This is a genomic window from Lentibacillus saliphilus (assembly GCF_019093865.1).
In the GTDB taxonomy this organism is placed as follows: domain Bacteria; phylum Bacillota; class Bacilli; order Bacillales; family Amphibacillaceae; genus Lentibacillus_B; species Lentibacillus_B saliphilus.
The window spans coordinates 1-385 of sequence record NZ_JABJXD010000032.1; the positions used below are offsets into that span (position 1 = coordinate 1).

The window sequence follows — 385 nt, forward strand, 5'->3', positions numbered from 1 at the left end:
GCTATAAAAGAGAAGCGGTTTGTCATGACGTTTGTTCTGGAGGAGAAGATGCTAACGCATTTCAAGATTTTGATCAGCTAAGCCTTAACAAACAAACATCTGAAGAAATGATTATCGTTAGAGATTCTTGCGACATTGATGTTACGTCTACTGACACTCAAGTTGCTGCATCCATTCAAGCCGCCCTCCAAACTGCTGTCATTACAATTGTAAACTTATCAATAGCAGACGGTGATTTAGCAGATCAAGTCATCCAAGACTTAGTGCAACAATCTGTTAACAAGCAGTCAAACCGTCAAAAACTAGTGATTGAAAACTCTAGAAATGTTAATGTCACAACAACCGATACAGATATTGCACTATCGATCCAAACACTGACACAGAC

The 385-nt window shown here is 39.0% G+C and carries 1 protein-coding gene; it reads left to right on the forward strand.

Annotated features, from left to right (window positions below):
- A partial coding sequence (locus tag HPC67_RS15675; RefSeq protein WP_217589836.1) for a spore coat protein occupies positions 1-385 on the forward strand: 385 nt, incomplete at both ends.